The 19,085-nt window shown below is 42.5% G+C and carries 12 protein-coding genes; 6 read left to right on the top strand and 6 right to left on the bottom strand.

The window, feature by feature from the left end; genetic code table 11:
- Positions 1 to 28: 28 nt before the first annotated feature.
- The gene (locus HMPREF1534_RS08620; protein ID WP_187327028.1) at positions 29 to 2,311 is read left to right on the top strand and encodes a beta-galactosidase; all 2,283 of its coding nucleotides are present in this window, start codon (positions 29 to 31) and stop codon (positions 2,309 to 2,311) included.
- A gap of 159 nt (positions 2,312 to 2,470) precedes the next feature.
- On the opposite strand, the gene HMPREF1534_RS08625 is transcribed toward HMPREF1534_RS08620, so the two are convergent.
- The 5 genes from HMPREF1534_RS08625 to HMPREF1534_RS08645 form a co-directional block, all read right to left on the bottom strand.
- Entirely contained in the window at positions 2,471 to 3,970 is a 1,500-nt protein-coding gene (locus HMPREF1534_RS08625; protein ID WP_005940754.1) for a TolB family protein, read from the bottom strand.
- A gap of 7 nt (positions 3,971 to 3,977) precedes the next feature.
- Positions 3,978 to 5,738: a DUF6057 family protein gene (locus HMPREF1534_RS08630; protein WP_005940752.1), complete on the bottom strand. Its 1,761-nt coding sequence runs from the start codon at positions 5,736 to 5,738 to the stop codon at positions 3,978 to 3,980.
- A 103-nt stretch (positions 5,739 to 5,841) separates the two neighbouring features.
- Positions 5,842 to 7,590 carry a DUF4091 domain-containing protein gene (locus tag HMPREF1534_RS08635; RefSeq protein WP_005940750.1) on the bottom strand — a complete coding sequence of 583 codons (1,749 nt, stop codon included), beginning with the start codon at positions 7,588 to 7,590 and terminating at the stop codon, positions 5,842 to 5,844.
- A 393-nt stretch (positions 7,591 to 7,983) separates the two neighbouring features.
- On the bottom strand, positions 7,984 to 9,201 hold the full coding sequence (locus HMPREF1534_RS08640) for a hypothetical protein (RefSeq protein ID WP_005940748.1): 1,218 nt from the start codon (positions 9,199 to 9,201) through the stop codon (positions 7,984 to 7,986).
- A gap of 393 nt (positions 9,202 to 9,594) precedes the next feature.
- Positions 9,595 to 10,848: a phosphoglycerate kinase gene (locus HMPREF1534_RS08645; RefSeq protein ID WP_005940744.1), complete on the bottom strand. Its 1,254-nt coding sequence runs from the start codon at positions 10,846 to 10,848 to the stop codon at positions 9,595 to 9,597.
- 424 nt (positions 10,849 to 11,272) lie between these two features.
- Here HMPREF1534_RS08645 and HMPREF1534_RS08650 point away from each other — a divergent pair, with 424 nt between their 5' ends.
- Positions 11,273 to 12,247, top strand: coding sequence for a fimbrillin family protein (locus HMPREF1534_RS08650; protein ID WP_005940741.1), 975 nt, complete (start codon positions 11,273 to 11,275; stop codon positions 12,245 to 12,247).
- The gene (locus tag HMPREF1534_RS08655; RefSeq protein WP_005940738.1) at positions 12,231 to 13,556 is read left to right on the top strand and encodes a FimB/Mfa2 family fimbrial subunit; all 1,326 of its coding nucleotides are present in this window, start codon (positions 12,231 to 12,233) and stop codon (positions 13,554 to 13,556) included. The genes HMPREF1534_RS08650 and HMPREF1534_RS08655 overlap by 17 nt, the downstream gene beginning before the upstream one ends.
- Positions 13,557 to 13,625: 69 nt before the next feature.
- On the opposite strand, the gene HMPREF1534_RS08660 is transcribed toward HMPREF1534_RS08655, so the two are convergent.
- Positions 13,626 to 14,945, bottom strand: coding sequence for an OmpP1/FadL family transporter (locus tag HMPREF1534_RS08660; RefSeq protein ID WP_005940735.1), 1,320 nt, complete (start codon positions 14,943 to 14,945; stop codon positions 13,626 to 13,628).
- Positions 14,946 to 15,170: 225 nt separating this feature from the next.
- On the opposite strand from HMPREF1534_RS08660, the gene HMPREF1534_RS08665 reads away from it, so the two are divergent.
- The 3 genes from HMPREF1534_RS08665 to folD all read left to right on the top strand — a co-directional run bounded on the left by HMPREF1534_RS08665 (position 15,171) and on the right by folD (position 18,913).
- Positions 15,171 to 16,493 carry an MATE family efflux transporter gene (locus HMPREF1534_RS08665; protein ID WP_005940732.1) on the top strand — a complete coding sequence of 441 codons (1,323 nt, stop codon included), beginning with the start codon at positions 15,171 to 15,173 and terminating at the stop codon, positions 16,491 to 16,493.
- A gap of 105 nt (positions 16,494 to 16,598) precedes the next feature.
- Positions 16,599 to 17,921, top strand: coding sequence for a signal recognition particle protein (ffh, locus tag HMPREF1534_RS08670; protein ID WP_005940730.1), 1,323 nt, complete (start codon positions 16,599 to 16,601; stop codon positions 17,919 to 17,921).
- A 110-nt stretch (positions 17,922 to 18,031) separates the two neighbouring features.
- Positions 18,032 to 18,913, top strand: coding sequence for a bifunctional methylenetetrahydrofolate dehydrogenase/methenyltetrahydrofolate cyclohydrolase FolD (gene folD, locus HMPREF1534_RS08675; RefSeq protein ID WP_005940729.1), 882 nt, complete (start codon positions 18,032 to 18,034; stop codon positions 18,911 to 18,913).
- The last annotated feature ends 172 nt before the right edge of the window (positions 18,914 to 19,085 follow it).

Here is a 19,085-nt window from a genome sequence, read left to right as displayed (position 1 = left end):
GTTTTTCTTCCTTTGTTCTTTGATGTTTATGGGGTGTAGTCCTATACAAAAGGAGAAACATACTTTTTCTATTGGTGATAAAACATTTTTGTTGGATGGCAAGCCCTTTCTGATAAAAGCAGCCGAGATGCATTATACCCGTATTCCTGCCGAGTATTGGGAACATCGTATACAGATGTGTAAGGCACTTGGCATGAATACCATTTGTATTTATGCTTTTTGGAACATACACGAACAAAAAGAGGGCGAGTTTGATTTTAAAGGGCAGAATGACATTGCTGCATTTTGCCGTTTGGCACAGAAACATGGAATGTACATCATGTTGCGTCCCGGTCCTTATGTCTGTTCGGAATGGGAAATGGGCGGATTGCCTTGGTGGTTGTTGAAAAAGAAAGATATCAAGCTCCGCACCAATGATGCCTATTTCCTTGAAAGGACAAAACTCTTTATGAATGAGATTGGTAAGGAATTGGCGGATTTGCAGGTGAGCCGCGGAGGAAATATCATTATGGTACAGGTGGAAAATGAATACGGAGCTTATGCTACCGACAAAGAATATATAGCCAATATACGTGATATAGTCAAAGGAGCCGGTTTTACCGATGTACCTCTGTTTCAGTGTGACTGGAGTTCTACTTTTCAGCGTAACGGATTGGATGATTTGGTTTGGACAATTAATTTCGGAACAGGAGCCAATATTGATGCACAGTTTAAGAAGTTGCAAGAAGCTCGTCCGAATGCACCTTTGATGTGTAGCGAGTTTTGGAGCGGATGGTTCGACCATTGGGGGCGCAAACACGAAACCCGTGATGCCGAAACAATGGTTTCGGGTATTAAAGATATGCTTGACCGCCATATCTCTTTTTCTCTGTATATGACGCATGGAGGAACTACTTTTGGACATTGGGGAGGAGCAAATAGTCCTGCTTATTCTGCCATGTGCAGTTCTTATGATTATGATGCTCCCATCAGTGAAGCGGGTTGGGCGACTCCTAAATATTATAAGTTGCGGGAGATGATGATGCAGTATGCCGACTCTGCACAAGTGATACCCGATGTTCCGGCTGCCTATCCGGTAATTGAGATTCCCGAATTTGAACTGAAGGAAGTGGCTCCGTTATTTGACAATCTGCCCGAGCCGAAGCTTTCAGAGGATATCAAACCGATGGAACAGTTCGACCAAGGTTGGGGAACGATTTTATATCGCACTTCTTTGCCGGAAGTGAAAGAAGGCACTACTCTGTTAATAGACGAAGTACACGATTGGGCACAAGTATATGCCGATGGTAAATTGTTGGGACGTCTGGATCGCAGACGAGGACAGAATTCATTGGTGCTTCCTTCGTTGCAGAAAGGTACCCGACTTGATATTCTGGTTGAAGCGATGGGGCGTGTTAATTTTGATGTGGCTATCCATGACCGTAAAGGAATTACGAACAAGGTCGAATTGCTGACCGAGACTGATAAGAAGGAATTAAAGAATTGGGAAGTTTATAGTTTCCCGGTTGATTATGACTTTGCAGAGTCAAAGAAATATGCGGAAGGTGAAAAACTTGATGCACCTGCCTACTATCGTGCAACATTTGAGTTAGACCGGGTAGGGGATGTCTTTCTGGATATGCAAACGTGGGGAAAAGGAATGGTTTGGGTTAATGGAAAGGCAATGGGACGTTTTTGGAAAATCGGACCGCAACAAACTTTGTTCATGCCCGGCTGTTGGCTGAAGAAAGGTAAGAATGAAATTATTGTTCTTGATTTGCTGGGACCTGAGAAAGCGACGGTATCGGGATTAAAGAAACCTATTCTTGATATGTTACGTGCTGAGGCTCCCGCCACCCATCGCACTAAAGGGCAAAATCTTAATCTAAAGGGTGAGAAGTCGGTTGCTATTGGCGAATTGACAGCAGGCAACGGTTGGCAGGAAGTTAAATTCGGAAAAACTGTTGCAGGACGTTATTTCTGTCTGGAGGCATTGAGTGCACAAGATGGAAAAGACAATGCTGCCGTAGCCGAGTTCTATTTGTTGGATGAAAATGGCAAGCCGCTTCCCCGTCAGCATTGGAAGATTGAATATGCCGATAGTGAAAGCACAAGTTGGGGCAACTTTACTGCCGATAAAATATATGACTTGCAGGAATCTACCTATTGGAGTACTCGTGATGGGGATAAATATCCTCACCGGTTTGTAATAAACTTGGGAGAAGACGTAAAAGTATCCGGTTTCCGTTATCTGCCGCGTGCTGAAGAGTCGTATCCGGGTATGATAAAGAAGTATAAGGCTTATGTAAAGAGTACCCCTTTTAATTTCTGATCCTTTTTTAGAGTTTTTATAATACAATCTTAGTTCTAAAAGTAATAGTCTGCAATTGGGACTATTGCAACTCCTCCTATCTCGCAGAAACGCCTGTAATGAGAATGCTTCTGTGAATAGGAGGAGTATCTGTTCACACATGCTTTCTGACGGTCAGTATTATTCCCCCATTCTGATTCTGTTTCCCGGCTTGCGTGCAGTGTCTGCGATAGTATGTACTTCGGCTTCTACTTTACCTTTTACAAATTCAGGAATATTATATGAGAACATGAAGTGTGAGTAGAAATCAGGGTCTTCTTGCGGGAGGACAAAAGGTTTTCCTGTTTTTCCGTTTTCATCAATATGTACCAGATATGGACGTGTATAAAGACCGTCAATGCGCCGGCTGCTGAAAACAAGCCAACGGCTGTTGCTGCTCCATGAATGATAGCTTTCCACATCATCACTGTTTACTTCATCCATACGGTGCATGACACCCGAATCCAAATCTATTCTATATAAATCTGCATCTTTGTGCCAAATGGAAAAGTTTCCATATTCGGATAACGTGAAAACGAGCTGTTTTCCATCGGGAGAGACCCGGGGGAAGGAGGCACTTTTGTGTTCTGCTCCGGTTATCTGGACGGTGGCTTGTTCGCTGCTGTAAAGTGTATCTACCTGATGACCGAAACGTCGGGTTTCAGGGTCGAAGCTGATAGAACAAAGACTGTATTTCACTGATTTGAAGTCTTTGGGAATTTCCTTGGCTTGTGCCGAGCAAAAATAAAGTGTTTTTCCGTCCGGTGAGAAAGTGGGGAAAGTTTCAAAAGCTTTATCGGAGAATATCAGTGAGTCGGTCACTACTTCATGCTTATTTACATCGTATACCACCACGTCTGAAGATAAATCATAGACTTCAATCCGGTTTTTATCGTTCATGTGGAAAGCCTGGCGGGTATTGTTGACGGAGAAAGCCACAAAATTGCCCGAAGGATGCCATGACGGATAAACCAATGATTGTACCTTTTCACCGGCTTTTGTATCCAGTTTTTCTACGCTTTTTCCATTTATAATGTAAGTACCCGGCAGTTCGGCACGCATGTGGAACAGCATTTTTTCCGGGTCTTGCCGGCAGAAGGAATGGCAGTTCATACAGTTATGGTTGGTCAGGCTGTTTTCGATGATAGGGGTTTGTTCATAATCGGTGATATGACGTTGGTAGATTCCCATTTTATTCCACAGTTCATATCCCGGTTCTATCAATCGGTAGACCAGATATTCGTCTATCGGGTCGGCAGATACATGCCACAGAAAAGTGGGATAGCTTTGCCATTCGTTCTTTTCTCTTCGATAGACTTTTACATCAATATCTTTTCCAACGGCTTTGTCCAGTAATTTGTTCCATTCTTTTTCCGGAAAGAGAAATTGCCCGTCGGTGGAAGCTGCCGTTATCATCTTTTCATTGCCGCAGCTGAGCACGGCTATTGCTTCGTCTCCCGGCTCCGACAATCGGAAGCGTAAGGGAGCGATATGTGGGGGAATGGTGACATCGGCGTAATCGGGAAAGATAGACGGCAGTTCGTCCAGTGTTACATCGGCAACCGGTTCTTTAGTTGTGCCGGTGCAAGCCATGCAACAGATACAAAGCAAAAATATGTGGAATAAGATAGCGTTCTTCATGGTTGTTTCATTTTTTGAACATATAATAATACCAGTATGTATTACCGAAACCGGTATGTAGTTTGTTGGGCAATGCAGCACTTCCTCTATTCTGAAGTACCGTTTGCTTGAAGGTACGGAAACGTTCTGCCACTTGTGGAGTCACTCCCAATCGAGTCCACGCTGCTGTGTCTCCTTCGTGGGCAAGAATGATGGCTTCTTGGAAACTTACCGGCATAGGCGACAGTCCTTTGGCATTATGATAAGTCTCTATAAGTTGGTTAAACGGAATAATGTCTTTATTCATTAGACAGAATATGCCCAAGTATTCGAATGCTGTTTTACATTCGGGGTTAGAAGCGATGATTTGGAGCAAATCGTAGGGAACTCCTTCTATCTGGGCCAAGCCGTCGGTCTTGGCAATGCAGCGTCGTTTGAATCCCAATTCAGGGTCCTTGTCAATGGCTTCATCATTGTTCAGGAATCGTTTTAAAGCAACTGCCTGTTCTTTATAAGCATGCGTGTCTTCCAGCATGCTGATGTATTTTCCGGCAACGGCATGATTGCCATAAATCAAATTTGTCTTCACCAGTCTGGTTAGCAGACGGGGATTTACAGTCCATTCGGAAGAAATCATTCCTTCGAAAGCCATTCGTTGGGCAAGGGCCACATTTCCCATTGCATAATAAACATCACTTAATAAGGTGGAAGCTGTGGTGGAACGATTCCATGCAATCCATAAACCGTCTGCTCCTACTTGTTTGAGCGATAATGCTTTGTCGGCCAAAATACCTTTTTGTGCCAATGCCAGATTTTGGAAACAGGCGTGCATGGCGTTTTTATCGGAACGAAGGGGAGCAGAAAGGAGTTTGTCCCATTGTTCGGTTCTGGCGTAATAATCGAGCTCTTTTACTAAGTACAATGTGGGGGAGTTGTATGTCTTTGTTTCGTTGTGCAGGAACCATCCTGCCAGGATAATCTGAAGAATAGGAGAGGTATAGGTCATCCATTTCTTTTTAAATCCTTTGAATTTTCCGCATAGGCAGGCTAGTATGAATATGAGTAATAATGCTCCCCATGCATAATAAATGATAGGTTGCAATACCAATCGGGGATTGAAATAAGCATCAGGCGAGAATACAATGCGCGCTTCTCCTCCCAATCCTGTCTGATACCACCAACAAGCGGGAAAAATACCCAAAGGAAGTAATAGGAGGGAGTACCATTTGAAAGATGATTTAGTGTAGAATTCATAGAAAATAGCACAGAGTATGACCGCTTCGAATGCCGGACCTGCAAAGTAGAACAGCAGCCATGAGGCGATGGCCATGAATGGAATCCGAATAAAGGGGGAACGGATGCGGATGTATAAATTGAGTATCCACACTACTGATGCGTAAGCAAGAATACCTTCCAGATGATGATTGAAATCCATATCGGCCAATAATAGCAGGATGCCCGGCATCAGATAAGCCAATGGCATTTCCAGGTTGGGAGACAGCTTTCGCCAGATGTTCTGCACACCGATGCCGATGCAGAGAAACAGACAGGTCATAATCAGCGGTCCGATATGCGGATGGATGAAATATTGAATAAGAAAAGAAGCGATGTATTCTGAAATTCCTCCGGGATGGGAAAAGAGTTGGAGGGCGTAGTCTTGGTTAAAACGGAACAGACGAAATTGTTCGATATAAAAATAGTGGAATGCAAGTTGCCGTTCTAAATAAAAAAATAAAAGCAGACTTATACCTAGCCAACTTATTATATTAATTATAATGCTTTTCTTCATCAATGAGTTTCATTTATTCTGAAAGTGTCAGATTACATTAAATAAGGGAGGATGTGTCAAAACCTCTGAAAAGTTCTGATACATCCTCCCACTAAATGTTTTTTTAATATTTGTTGATAGCCTCTTTAGCCTTAGTGACAACCGTAGCAGCCGGAATCTCTTCCAGACTGAATTCATCGAATGCCTTTAATATTTTGTCAATCTTCTTGATTGCTGATTTATTTCCTTTCTTTTCGAACTCTTCCTTTAAGATGCGGATTTTTTCGTAAGATTGGATACCTTCAATCAAACGTTCGAAACGGATGGATGAACGTCCTTCGGGATAAATCATATAAGTGTCTCCGGCAGCCCATGCTGTGAAACGGCTGTCTTGCAAAGGATTTTTAACCCAACTGTTTAAAGCCCAACGGAGATAACCGTCCAAATTCTCTTTGGCAGCAAACCAACCTAACCATTCTGCTTCAGCCGGTGCACTGAAAGTGAAAGTATTCGGGCGGGGTTCGGTACAACAAGTATAATATGTAGTAACCTGTCCGGCTTCTTTGCGTGATTTAATCACTTCGGCAGGGAATTTCTCGCCTATGGCGATACAATAGTCATGTAATTCTTTCACTAATTCATCATGATAGGTTCCTGCTAAAGAAACTTTAAAGTCTTTATCGGCTTTGCGAATTACTTTTAATGTGGCCAGCATATCTTTCATCGGACGTTCGTCCATAGAGATATGTGTAATGTCGAACCATCCTTTTTCTTTCAGATGTTTGGCGAAAGAGGTCAGCATGTTGCCCCAGAATTCATCATAAGCAGCTTCGCCCGGTTTGGCATCCAGGTATTTGAATGAATTGCTTGCCTGGTCGAAATATTGGAAAGAAAGTCTCCAAGGCACCATTGAATAGCAATTGATTTGTTTCTTCACTCCCAATGACATCATATATTCCACCCATTTGTCGAATACGGTATAATCGAAATACCAGGTTCCGTCCGCTTTCTTTAACCAAGTCACCATACTTTCAAAAGGATCATAAGTCTGTCCGTTCCAAGGCTTGTGCATGATAGAGGCAGTGATGACTTTTCCGCCTGCGTCTACATAGTTTTGCATATCGGGACGCATACGGTCAAAATGTTCTTTGCTGAATGGCTCTACATTATAGTAACGTGCTTCGGCATACGGATTTTGCCATAAATCAAGGTGGAAAGCCCACTCTGTGGAAGCCGGTAAAGTGCGGTTCTTTACATTTACTGCTAATTTCAGTTCCGATAAAACTTTATCCCCATCTTTTACAGTAACGGTACCGGTATATTTTCCGGCTTTTACCTGTTGGGGTACACGGACACTGATCCAGCCGCCTTGTGTTGCATTGGCGGGTACTGTCAAAGTGGAGGCGATATGGTCGATAGGGTCTGCTACAAGTGTAGAGTCATAATCCGAACTTTTACGGTAGCCACATCCGCCTTTTCCGTCTTTATTCAATTCGTCGGTCATGACATAACGTACAAAACCGGTACGGACATTATCTTTTGAAATTGTTTCTTTGCCGGAGGTTAAGTCACTGACTATAAAAGATAAGTTGTCGAGTGCTTCGGGAGTCCATACAACAAGCTGTGCCGAAACTCTTTCACCTTTCCACGCAGTGAGGTTAATGTCTTTTTTTAGTCGGGCAATCGGAGCAGGTTCTTCTTTTTTGTATCTGATGTCTGTGCTGCCCCAACTGACTTGCGGAGCACTTACCTTAACCCATAAAGACGGGTTGGTTGAAATTGGATTACTTGCTTCTTCGTAGTTTGTTGAAGTCTGAGCATTTAGGCTGTTTATTGAAAATAAAAAAGCGCCTAGAATAATGAGTTTTTTCATAGGTTGTGATTATTTGTTTCTGCATGCAAAGGTAACGTAGTGAGAGTTAATATCCAAATGAGTTTCTATAAATCCTGTGAAATATCTCCATGGAATAAATAAAAGAGACGGAAAAACAATATTGCTTTCCGCCTTGACGCTTCTTTTTATCGGCAAAAAATCGTTGCAATCATAATCCTGCAAATTTTCGGTGGTCAATGCCTTGGGTGGTAGCAGAAGTAACGTGGTGCAATGGGGTAATATCCACTGAGGAGACAGACACAATCTCCTTTCACGCATAACAGGACTTGAAACCTTTTATTCATGGGCATTTTTTGTGAAAGCAATTTATCAGCTTTCTTTTGACCGCCATTAATATGGGAAAAGATAGCACGAAGCTGTACTCATGCTCTCTTAAAACATGAATAATGCAGTTGCCACCAAACGGTTGTTAGATACAGAATGAGTATCAACCACTTTTCCATTGGAGTGGTTCAGAGAACCATACCATGCAGAAGTCAGATTGTATTCTACTCCTAATTTCCAATGAGGAACATTGTAAGTCAGTTCGGCTGTTCCGCTGAGCAGTTGGTCTACGTTTGTTCCCGTTCCATACATATTGGTCACGGCATCACTTGTTCCGAGATTTTTCATATAACCGAAGAAAATAGCCGGTTTCCATGTCTTGCCATATACGATATTAATCCATGAACTACTGTTGCGGTTAGGTGAATATTCCTGTTCGCCTGTACGTGGGTCAATTGATTTTATACCATAACCTCCCAACATAGAGGTTTGTGTAAGATTGGAACCTAATACGCTTTTGGCGGCAACCAACCATTTTTCAGAATTGTATTTCATGTGCACTTCGTATGACAGACTGGTGATACGTTCGCTCACTTTGTATATCTTGTCTTCCACAGTGGCTTGTGTACGGGGAGTCAAAGATACCATTTCGATACCTGCTCCTATCAATAAACCTTTGTGTTTATAGTCAATACCGGCATATATTTCGGGTACGCAACTGTTTTTGATGTACTTCTGACTTTTGCCTTCAGGACCTTGAGACAGGTATTGTGACTGCCAAAGGGCTGCACCTGTTATTTGTATATCTCCGGTTTTGTAGCGGTAGCGGATTTGCGGTGCACGGCTGAAGGGCTGAAAAGGAGCTCCCATATTCAGATTTAATATTTGGGGAGCAACATCACCATACAGGGGATGCCATGTTTGTCCCAGTAATAGAGCAGATGTGCCCCAATCCAAATTCAGATAAGCATGGCGCAGGCGAACCACCGAAAATGTAGTGCCCGAACCACGAAAGTCCAGTTCTACTTTGGCGGAAGTTTTTGCATTGCCTAATTTAGGACCTTGCACGTCCAATCCCATCCGGGTATATAAAGCATAGAAACTACCATTGGCTGTCGCGTTCAAGTCTTTGCCGTCGGCATCATATACTTTGTCCTTGGGATACATATAGAAAAGCCCGTCTACCGTTTCTTCGTTTGCCCGGCTGTTGTAAAATAAGTCGGTGCGGATTTGGCCATAGAATTTATAACTAAAATCTTTTAGTTGTGCAAAACTTGTTGTTGACGATAGCAGCAAAATTGTGAATAGTAGTGAATATCTTCTCATAATTTATCGAGTTTGTTTTAATAGCCTGCAAAATTATATAAAAACTGAGAAAAACGCGAATGAAAGAGAAGGAAATGTCGTTGAACCTTTGTGTTACGTGTGGCTTTGATTATACTTATTCCTTGAAAATTTTTTTGCTACCACTCAAACTTTGTACCTGTGCTTGTCTTGGAAAGAAGAGATATGGGAGTGTAGGAATGAAAACTCAAAAAGGGCTATGTCAAAACTCAACCGGGCTATCCCATCGTCAGCTGTAGGGGCAGGGTCTGCCCGAATACACAAAGCAAACTGCTTTCGGGCGGGCGAACCTCGCCCCTACGAACTAAACGACAGCATTATCCGCGGTTTGACACAACTCCTTTTCTTTATTTTGTATCAGGGGATATATACTGATTATTCACCTTTGATAGCTGCAACTCCCGGAAGAACTTTTCCTTCGATTGCTTCCAGCAAAGCACCACCACCTGTAGAGATGTAAGATACTTGGTCAGCCATACCGAACTTGTTGATACAAGCTACAGAGTCACCACCACCGATTAATGAGAATGCTCCGTTTTTAGTTGCTTTTGCAATGGCTTCAGCGATAGCACGTGAACCGGCAGTAAAGTTGTCAAATTCAAATACACCTGCAGGACCGTTCCAAAGGATAGTCTTGGCATTTTCGATGGCGGCAGCAAATGATTTTTGAGTTTCAGGACCTGCGTCAAGACCTTCCCATCCGTCAGGAATGTTGTTGGAAGGAACAATCTGAGTATTAGCATCGTTAGAGAATGCATCGGCTGCTACACAGTCAGTACCCAATACCAGATTTACACCTTTGGCTTTTGCTTTGGCAATGATGTCAAGTGCCAATTCCAGTTTATCGTCTTCAACGATAGAGTTACCGATTTTTCCACCCTGTGCTTTGGCGAAAGTGTAAGTCATACCACCGCAAAGAATCAGGTTGTCAACTTTGTCCATCAAGTTTTCAATAATACCGATTTTGGTAGAAACTTTAGAGCCACCCATGATAGCAGTAAAAGGACGTTTGATGTCTTTCAGAATATTATCAACGGCCTTTACTTCTTTCTCCATCAGATAGCCTAACATCTTGTGGTCAGCATCGAAGTAATCAGCGATAACGGCAGTAGAAGCATGTTTGCGGTGTGCAGTACCGAATGCGTCATTTATATAACAGTCGGCGTATGAAGCCAATGTCTTGGCAAACTCTTTTTGAGAAGCTTTCATCGCTTTTTTTGCATCTTCGTATGCAGGATCTTCTTTATCAATTCCGACAGGTTTTCCTTCTTCTTCAGGATAGAAACGCAAGTTTTCCAATAACAGGACTTCTCCCGCTTTCAAAGCTGCTGCAGCATCACTTGCTTTAGCACAGTCCGGAGCAAATTGAACAGGTACGCCCAATTTTTCAGAAACAGCGTCTGTAATCTGGCTCAATGAGAATTTAGCATTGACTTTTCCTTTGGGTTTACCCATGTGTGACATGATAATCAAACTACCACCATCAGCCAAAACTTTCTTCAGTGTAGGAAGAGCACCACGGATACGGGTATCGTCAGTGATTTTACCATTTTCATCCAAAGGTACATTGAAGTCCACGCGGACAATCGCCTTTTTACCGGCAAAGTTGAAATTGTCAATTGTTTGCATAATCTCTTAATTTGTTTATAGTGTATAATTATAATCTCGTTTATTAAGGGTGTGGCAAAGTTACTAATATTTTTTGTTCGCAGAGTGTTAGAGACATAATATTTTTCTTCTTTTTTGCAGAAAGCATATTTCTAAATATAATAATGTGTCCTTGATAGCCCTGTTATAAAGGGTGAAATATTTTTCCCGTGTTAAGATTCTCATAAATAGTTTATTAACGAAAGCTTATGAACAAAAGTTAATTAAATGTTTGACTGTAAAGAGATAAAAAGTACTTTCACATGAGTGTACAACTGAATAATAGCCATTAATGCACTAATTAAAAACTTCTGTATCGACGACTAATCAGCTTGACCTGTTTTTGGTATTATTAAGGGATATGTGATAATGCATATCTTATGTCTTTAAATATAAATTAGATACAATGAAGTATTTGAACGGTGTTGCTGTCTGTTGTTTGGGCAGTATTCTATTTTTGTCTTGTCAAGAGCAATTTGAAGAAGACTCTGAAAGGCAGGAGGGTCAACAGTTACCAATGTCTGTTATAGCTCAAATAGGGGTTATACATAATGAGCCGACTCCCCGTTATTCGGGAGAAGTGGGGAGTGCTATTTTTGCAGAAGGTGATAAAATCGGTATGTTCGTAGATGATAATCCGGTCACGGAATGGACTTATTCCTTGAAATGGACTTCTCCAAAAGCTTATTGGGATGATTTGGTGACTGAAAGTACATTCTCTGCCTTTTATCCATATAATGATGCGACTACTGATAGAACAAAAGTATGTCTGCCATCTTTGAAGGGACAGGATGGTAGTTGGGAAAATATCCAGAAGTATGATTTTATGGTGGCAGAGGTGACTCAGGCTTATGGAGAGGATGGAACCGTTGCTTTTACCGGCAATAACTCTTTTCGCCATATTTCTTGTTTGGTGCAATTTGATATAAAAGCTGCCGGTACATTATCTGATGCGGTTCTGACTAACTTGTCGCTGGAAGGTGGTAATATTATTTCTTCTGCTACTTATTCGTTTGAGACAGAGAAGGTTACTCTTACGCAGGAAGGTGATTCCGATTTGTTGAGCGTTTCCCTGAATAACCATTCAATGGCGGATGAAAAGGAAGGTGTTTCTTATTATTTCATATTGAATCAGAAAACATCCGATACTCCCGTTTCATTGACGTTGGAATATTCGGTTGCAGGTAAGTCTTATGCCGCTTCCATTTCTACTTTTGCCAAAGATAATGCATTTAAGGAAGGTACTCATCAAAAGTATAATATTGCGGTCAATGGAAAAGAAATACAAATAACGGGAGGGGAGATTGGCAGCTGGAATGACGGCGGAGAAATGGGGGATATTAACCTTGATGTAAAGACCGGAGATGAAGAAAATAAATAAAGGTCAGTTTCGTTTTATATTGTTTTTGTCATTGTTTCTGACACTCTCTTTCTCGTGTCAGCGTGTAATGGATGATGGAGAAGAAGACGATGTGTCGTCTTCTGATGGGACAGCATTGAAAATAATGGCCCGTTCCGGCGGAAATACATCTATTGAATATCCGGTTTATCTGTATGCTTTTAATGAGAAAGGAGACTGTGCGGCAAAGCAGAAGATAACTTCGGAAGAGGTGGAAATGAATCTGCAGTTACCTTCGGGAAATTTTAAGGTGGTGGCTCTTTCGGGAGTATCTAAAGGATATGTGATGTCCGATAATCCCAAAATCAGCGATGTAATCACTATGCAAGAAGGTGGTTGTGCTTCAAAAGCAATGATGATGGGAATGGCTGACGTTTCATTGGAAGGAAAGAATAAAACGGTGAATCTTCTGCTTACTTACATGGTGGCTTCTCTTAATGTTGTTCTGACAAAAGCGGATAAGGTTAAACAGGTGAAAGTAGGCATATCGCCTTTGCATTCTTCTCTTAATTTTGAAGGAAAATATGGAGGTGAGGAAAAGAAACTGGAAATAGAGTGTGCGTTAGGGACAGATGGGAGATGGACTGCGGGACCTGTTTATATCTTTCCCGGTTCCGGCTCTCAAACCACTTTGTCCATCACGCTGGACGATTCAAAAGGAAGCCACACGTATGGATATGTCAGTAAAGTTGTTCCTCAAGCCAATCATCCTTATAATATAGGTGGCAGCTATACAGGAGATATTTCTATCGATGGAAGCCTGATAGCCAAAGGTTGGGAGGATGCGATAGATGTCGAGTTTAAATTTGAAACGGATGAAGACAACTCCAATGATGAAGATGTGGATGAGGATATATCGGGAGTTCCCGAGGTTGGAAGCATTTGGAATGATTGTATTGTAGCCGCTTCCAGTAAAAGTAGCGATGGAAGTGGAACAGATTTGTTACTGATGAGTTTGGAAGAATGGGAAAGTCAAATAGCAACTGCCCGGTCTGTTCCCGAAGGCTATTCTGTTCATAATATAAAGAACTGGCGTTTTCCTACGGAACAGGAAGCCAAAGCAATTAGAGACCGGTTTAATGGTGACAGATTGATTGATTTGAATGAGAAAATAGAAGCCAGGAACCAAGAAGAGCTGGAAATAACACATGATTCGGATACACGCTATTTATGTGATAAAGAGGGTGTTTTCTATTCTTTTCAGTTTATTGGCGCAAAGAGAGTTACGAAAGCGGGAAAGGATAAGTTTTATCTGATTCGTGTCGTTACTACCCATCACTTTTCAAAATAAGGAGTACTTATGTATAATGAATAGAGGCAGGTTTTAAGCCCGCCTCTACCTTAAAGAGTAAGATTCTTTTTAGAAATGATAATCTACACTTAAGCCGAATACTTTATTGGTACGGGCATAGACATCTGTTCCTTTTATGGTTGTGTTATTGTAGTTCTCTGAAGTTTTGGTGTAATCATCGTATGTTGTCCAGAAATAAGCGATGTTCAGGTTCAAATGCGAATTCATTTTGATTTTGGCGCCAAAGCCCAGAGAATAAGAATCGCAATAGAAACTTGTATCAGTCTGGAAGTTGTTGGACAATCCATAGTCTGTGTTCTGGTAACCGCCACTGATTGTCAGTTGTTTGGTAGCATCCCATTCGATGCCGGCCAAGTATTCATTCGCGCCTTTAGTCAAGTATTTCTGTCTTCCCTCTGCCATGCCTGCCGATTTATCATCATAGAAATGATATTCTACGGAAGCGCGCAGAGTGGGCAGGATTTCATATCCGGCAGCAATTGTTAATAAAGAAGGAATATCACTGGGAGTATTTACGCCGTCTTTGTAAGGAGCAAGCAGCGGCTCGGCTTCTACCGGGTTTACATCTATCTTGTGTGTTTTGTTTTCGATATTCATGTTGGTTTTAAACTCATACTTGGCAGCAAAGTTCCATTTTCCGAACTTAACGTCTGCTCCGATAATGGGAGTCAGTCCCCAACCTGTCTGGTCGCAGTCCAGCTCAATATTGGCAAGCTGAGAACCACCCCGTTCGGGAATCAGTTTGGCATCCAGAAAACCTTCATAACCTCCGCTGAAATAGTTCATACGCCCTCCGGCAAATACTGACAGCCAGTCATTGATTTTATAACTTAATCCTAATTGCGCACCATAAATATATTGGCGTCCGTCCATGGCACTGTTAATAATATACTTATCGGGAGTCAGTCCTTTGGTTGCAAGCAACCCCATTGCAGCAGCACTGAACATGGGCAAACCGTCATCAAAAGAAGCCTTGCCGCCACCGCCGGTGATGGCAAAACTGGCAGAGATAGTCCAATCGCCTTTCTTGTAAGCTCCGTGGAAACTGGGGATGAAAGGAGCAGAAGCCGTACCTTTGTAAAGACGTGATGTGCCTTCACCGTCGACAGCCTGAAATAATGGGAAAGTGGAAGTTATCTCACGGGTTTGGTAAGCACTCTGTCCGGTCAAAGAAAGATAAAATCCGTCTTCGGTCAGAAAAGACAAACCTGCCGGGTTGGAATAAACACCGTCGATATCGATTGAAGCACCACGGGCAATCATTCTCAGAAAAGAAGCATGTTGATTTGTGTTAGTCAGGATACCTCCTGCAAAAGTTGGATTTGAAACCATTAGCGTCGCTGCGCCAATCAGTAGAATTTTCTTCATTAATTATTTTGTTTTTTGATTTTCGGGCGCAAAGGTAGGATAAAATAACACACAAGCAAAGGAATTGTGCAATTAATTGCGCTTTTAGATGAATATTTCAACTGTTTCAGAAGAAACTATTTGAACTTGCAATAAATGGTATAACAGTTATTAAGTCACGAAACAATGTAAAACAGAATAAATATTCCTACCTTTGTAACTCTTTTAAGCAATCAAAAAGTAAGTATGTATACTAACAAAGAAATATGGAACGTCAGTTATCCGATATTCCTCGGATTATTGGCACAAAACATTATTAATGTGACAGATACCGCCTTTTTGGGGAGAGTGGGTGAAGTGGAACTCGGTGCTTCGGCCATGGGTGGATTGTTTTACATTTGCGTTTTTACGATAGCCTTTGGCTTTAGTACAGGTTCGCAGATTATGATAGCCCGGCGCAATGGAGAAGGCAGATTCAGAGATGTAGGGCCTGTTATGATGCAGGGGTGTGCTTTTCTGTTGATATTGGCGGTCGGTCTTTTTGGGCTGACTCATGCGGCTGCTCCTTCGCTGATACGCTTGCTTATTTCTTCGGATGCCATATTCGATGCTACCAAAGAATTTTTGAACTGGCGTATTTTCGGTTTCTTTTTTGCGTTTGTCAATGTCATGTTCCGTGCTCTTTATATAGGTATCACGCGTACGAAGGTACTGACCTTGAATGCCATTGTCATGGCTATGGTGAATGTCGTGTTGGATTATGCCCTGATTTTCGGTCATTTCGGTTTGCCTGCCTTGGGGTTGAAAGGGGCTGCCATTGCTTCGGTTATTGCTGAGGCCTCTTCATTGGTCTTTTTCCTTCTATATACTTGGGCAAGAATCGACTTCCGAAAATATGGGCTGAATCATTGGCCGCGTTTTGATTTCACTTTGCTGGGACGCATCTTGAGCATTTCTTGTTTTACGATGGTACAGTATTTTTTGGCAATGGCGACCTGGTTTGTTTTTTTTGTGGCTGTAGAGAGATTAGGACAGCGTCAACTGGCCATTGCAAATATAGTGAGAAGCATTTATGTGGTAATGCTGATACCTGTCCAGTCCTTGTCTACCACCGCCAATTCGTTAGTAAGTAACTTGATTGGTGCCGGAGGGGTGAGTCACGTCATGCAACTGATGGGGCGTATTGCCCGTATGTCTTTTATTATTATGGTGGTATGTGTTGCTGTTCTGGTTGTGTTTCCGCAGGCAATGCTTTCTGTTTATACCAATGAGGAGGCTTTGCTGATAGAGTCTGTACCTTCTCTTTATGTCATAGGAGGTGCCATGCTGATTGCATCGGTTGCCAATATTTATTTCAATGGAATTTCGGGCACGGGCAACACACAGGCTGCCTTGATACTTGAGACTGTGACTCTTGTCATTTATACTTCCTATATCTTTTGGATAGGATATATTGTGAAAGCTCCCGTATCTGTCTGTTTCTCCACCGAAGTAATTTACTATGCTCTGTTATTGATTTGCAGCGTTATTTACTTGAAAAAAGCAAAATGGCAGAATAAAAAGATATGAGGTAATTAACTTTTTTGTATTTTTGCACCTCAAAAGCTGTTTAAGGTTAGTGATTAAAGTTCAGTAACTTATAATTCATAATCCGTAATTTATAATTAAAGATATATGTTCGATAATTTAAGTGAGAGACTGGAACGGTCTTTTAAAATCCTGAAAGGTGAAGGAAAAATCACCGAAATCAATGTCGCAGAGACTCTGAAAGATGTTCGTAAAGCGTTGCTTGATGCCGACGTCAACTATAAGGTAGCCAAGAGTTTTACAGATACGGTGAAAGAGAAAGCGCTGGGACAGAATGTGTTGACAGCTGTCAAGCCTAGCCAGTTGATGGTAAAGATAGTGCATGATGAGCTGACTGCGTTGATGGGTGGCGAAACAGCCGAACTGGAATTGAACGGTCGTCCTGCAATCATCTTGATGTCGGGTTTGCAAGGTTCGGGTAAGACAACTTTCTCCGGTAAGCTGGCACGTATGCTCAAGGCGAAGAAGAACCGTAAACCTTTGTTGGTGGCCTGCGACGTCTATCGTCCTGCTGCTGTCGATCAGTTGACTGTTTTGGGAGAACAAATCGAAGTCCCCGTATATAGCGAACCGGGCAGCAAAGACCCGGTGCAGATTGCACTGAACGCTATTCACGAGGCAAAGGCAAAAGGTTATGACCTGGTGATTGTCGATACAGCCGGACGTTTGGCTATCGACGAACAGATGATGAACGAAATTGAAGCCATTAAGAAAGCTATCAATCCCGATGAAACGTTATTTGTTGTTGATTCAATGACCGGTCAGGATGCCGTAAATACTGCCCGCGAGTTCAATGAACGTCTTGATTTCAATGGTGTCGTACTCACTAAGTTGGATGGTGATACCCGTGGCGGTGCTGCCCTCTCTATTCGTACGGTAGTAAACAAGCCGATTAAGTTTGTCGGTACAGGTGAAAAGCTGGATGCTATTGACCAGTTCCATCCGGCACGTATGGCAGACCGTATCCTCGGTATGGGTGATATCGTATCATTGGTAGAACGTGCACAGGAGCAATACGATGAAGAAGAAGCCAAGCGTCTTCAGAAGAAGATTCAGAAGAACCAGTTCGACTTCAACGACTTCCTGGCTCAGATTCACCAGATAAAGAAGATGGGTAACCTGAAAGAACTGGCTTCTATGATTCCGGGTGTGGGCAAGGCAATCAAGGATATCGACATCGATGACAATGCTTTCAAGAGTATCGAGGCTATTATCTATTCCATGACTCCGGAGGAACGTACACATCCCGAGGTTCTGAACGGAACACGCCGTACACGTATTGCCAAGGGTAGCGGTACCACTATTCAGGAAGTAAACCGTCTGCTGAAACAGTTCGACCAGACGCGCAAGATGATGAAGATGGTCACAAGCAGCAAGATGGGTAAGATGATGCCGAAGATGAAGAAGTAATACCTTATATATAAGGAAAGGAGGAAGTGCAAAACTTTCTCCTTTTTTTATTATGCCGACTGACTGATTTATACTACATTTGTTGGAAAGAATCATTTAACAAAGAGATTATGCAATTAATTGACGGAAAAGCCATTTCGGAACAGGTGAAGCAGGAAATAGCTGCTGAAGTTGCCGAAATCGTAGCCAAAGGAGGCAAGCGTCCTCACTTGGCAGCTATCCTCGTCGGCCATGACGGAGGAAGTGAAACATACGTGGCAGCCAAGGTAAAGGCTTGCGAAGTATGCGGTTTTAAATCGAGCCTCATTCGCTATGAGGCTGATGTGACGGAAGAAGAGTTGTTGGCTAAAGTCAGAGAACTGAATGAAGATGCCGATGTAGACGGCTTTATCGTTCAACTTCCATTGCCAAAGCACATATCGGAACAAAAGGTGATTGAGACCATCGACTATCGTAAAGACGTGGACGGTTTTCATCCCATCAATGTGGGACGTATGTCAATCGGACTTCCTTGTTATGTATCGGCTACCCCGAACGGAATCCTCGAACTGCTGAAACGCTATCACATCGAAACGCAAGGTAAAAAGTGCGTAGTGTTGGGCCGTAGCAACATTGTAGGCAAGCCGATGGCAGCCCTGATGATGCAGAAATCTTATCCGGGTGATGCTACAGTAACGGTTTGCCATAGCCGTAGCAAGGATTTGGTTAAAGAATGTCAGGAAGCGGATATCATCATTGCTGCTCTCGGTCAGCCCAACTTTGTAAAAGCCGACATGGTGAAAGAGGGGGCTGTGATAATCGATGTGGGTACTACGCGTGTGCCGGATGCAAGTAAGAAGTCGGGCTTTAAGCTCACAGGAGATGTGAAGTTTGACGAAGTGGCTCCGAAATGTTCTTATATTACTCCCGTGCCGGGAGGGGTAGGGCCGATGACCATCGTTTCGTTAATGAAAAACACATTGTTAGCCGGTAAAAAAGCTATTTATAAGTAAAGGATATTGCTTTAATGAACCGAAATGCCGAGGGTGTGTCAGGATGATGGCTTGTTTTCATGTTGATACACCTTCGTGTTTTCGGATGCAACAGCCGATGTGGAAGATAAATCCCTCATCGCTGCTTACTGTAAGAAAGGGAGGGTTAAGTCGTTGCTTACTATCGGTTAAG

The organism is Phocaeicola massiliensis B84634 = Timone 84634 = DSM 17679 = JCM 13223, assembly GCF_000382445.1.
Lineage (GTDB): Bacteria > Bacteroidota > Bacteroidia > Bacteroidales > Bacteroidaceae > Phocaeicola > Phocaeicola massiliensis.
Note: the sequence above shows the minus strand (reverse complement) of the source record. Positions and strands in the feature narration are given on the sequence as shown.

What these genes read in the sequence shown, in the direction of transcription:
- folD (WP_005940729.1), top strand. Translation starts at nt 18,032, where the DNA reads ATGCAATTAATTGACGGAAAAGCCATTTCGGAACAGGTGAAGCAGGAA.
- HMPREF1534_RS08640 (WP_005940748.1), bottom strand. Translation starts at nt 9,201, where the DNA reads ATGAGAAGATATTCACTACTATTCACAATTTTGCTGCTATCGTCAACA.
- HMPREF1534_RS08655 (WP_005940738.1), top strand. Translation starts at nt 12,231, where the DNA reads ATGAAGAAAATAAATAAAGGTCAGTTTCGTTTTATATTGTTTTTGTCA.
- HMPREF1534_RS08665 (WP_005940732.1), top strand. Translation starts at nt 15,171, where the DNA reads ATGTATACTAACAAAGAAATATGGAACGTCAGTTATCCGATATTCCTC.
- HMPREF1534_RS08650 (WP_005940741.1), top strand. Translation starts at nt 11,273, where the DNA reads ATGAAGTATTTGAACGGTGTTGCTGTCTGTTGTTTGGGCAGTATTCTA.
- HMPREF1534_RS08645 (WP_005940744.1), bottom strand. Translation starts at nt 10,848, where the DNA reads ATGCAAACAATTGACAATTTCAACTTTGCCGGTAAAAAGGCGATTGTC.
- HMPREF1534_RS08660 (WP_005940735.1), bottom strand. Translation starts at nt 14,945, where the DNA reads ATGAAGAAAATTCTACTGATTGGCGCAGCGACGCTAATGGTTTCAAAT.
- HMPREF1534_RS08620 (WP_187327028.1), top strand. Translation starts at nt 29, where the DNA reads ATGGGGTGTAGTCCTATACAAAAGGAGAAACATACTTTTTCTATTGGT.
- HMPREF1534_RS08625 (WP_005940754.1), bottom strand. Translation starts at nt 3,970, where the DNA reads ATGAAGAACGCTATCTTATTCCACATATTTTTGCTTTGTATCTGTTGC.
- HMPREF1534_RS08635 (WP_005940750.1), bottom strand. Translation starts at nt 7,590, where the DNA reads ATGAAAAAACTCATTATTCTAGGCGCTTTTTTATTTTCAATAAACAGC.
- ffh (WP_005940730.1), top strand. Translation starts at nt 16,599, where the DNA reads ATGTTCGATAATTTAAGTGAGAGACTGGAACGGTCTTTTAAAATCCTG.
- HMPREF1534_RS08630 (WP_005940752.1), bottom strand. Translation starts at nt 5,738, where the DNA reads ATGAAGAAAAGCATTATAATTAATATAATAAGTTGGCTAGGTATAAGT.